Genomic DNA, 928 nt, shown 5'->3' on the forward strand with positions numbered 1-928 from the left:
TGGTGTCGTGATGCGCACGGGCACTATCGACAACGGTATCCTTCGTCTGATCGACAAAACCAAAGGTAACGAAGCGCTCTTCATTCCTGTTCTGTTCTTGCTGTTCTCTTTGGGCGGCGCTGTCTTTGGGATGGGTGAAGAGGCGGTGGCGTTCGCCATCATCATCGCTCCATTGATGGTTCGCCTAGGTTATGACGGCATTACGACCGTAATGGTGACTTACGTTGCGACTCAGATTGGTTTTGCGACATCTTGGATGAACCCATTCTCGGTTGCGATTGCACAAGGTATTGCTGGTATTCCTGTACTATCGGGCATGATGGTTCGTATGGCACTTTGGGTTGGTTTTACACTCATCGGTATCGCCTTTACGATGGTTTATGCGTCTCGCATCAAAGCAAATCCTGAGTACTCTTACAGCCGCCGTACGGATAAATACTTCCGTCAGCAAGAACTAGGTAGTCACGACTCTCGTTGGAACTTCGGAGACACGCTCGTTATTCTAACGGTTATCGCAACGACGATTTGGGTGGTTTGGGGCGTAGTCGCCAAAGCATGGTACATCCCAGAAATCGCTTCTCAGTTCTTCACAATGGGCTTTGTGGTTGCCATTATCGGTACGATCTTCCGCCTAAACGGCATGACCCTTAACTGTGCGGCGGACGCATTCAAAGAAGGCGCAGCAATCATGCTAGCTCCTGCTCTTTTGGTTGGCTGTGCGAAAGGTGTATTGCTTATTCTGGGTGGTGGTACTACCGATGAAGCAAGCGTACTGAACTCCATTTTGAACAACGCAGGCGGCGTGATCAGCGGCCTTCCTGATGTCGCCGCAGCTTGGTTGATGTATGTGTTCCAATCCATCTTCAACTTCTTCGTGACCTCGGGTTCTGGCCAAGCAGCACTTACGATGCCTCTGCTGTCTCCTCTT

At 50.5% G+C, this 928-nt stretch carries 1 protein-coding gene; it reads left to right on the forward strand.

What is annotated here, in order from left to right; translation table 11 throughout:
- Positions 1-928 (forward strand): putative basic amino acid antiporter YfcC (gene yfcC, locus R7P74_RS25270; RefSeq protein ID WP_318123389.1); only part of this gene is annotated, 928 nt, incomplete at both ends.

This window comes from Vibrio sp. 2033, from assembly GCF_033339735.1.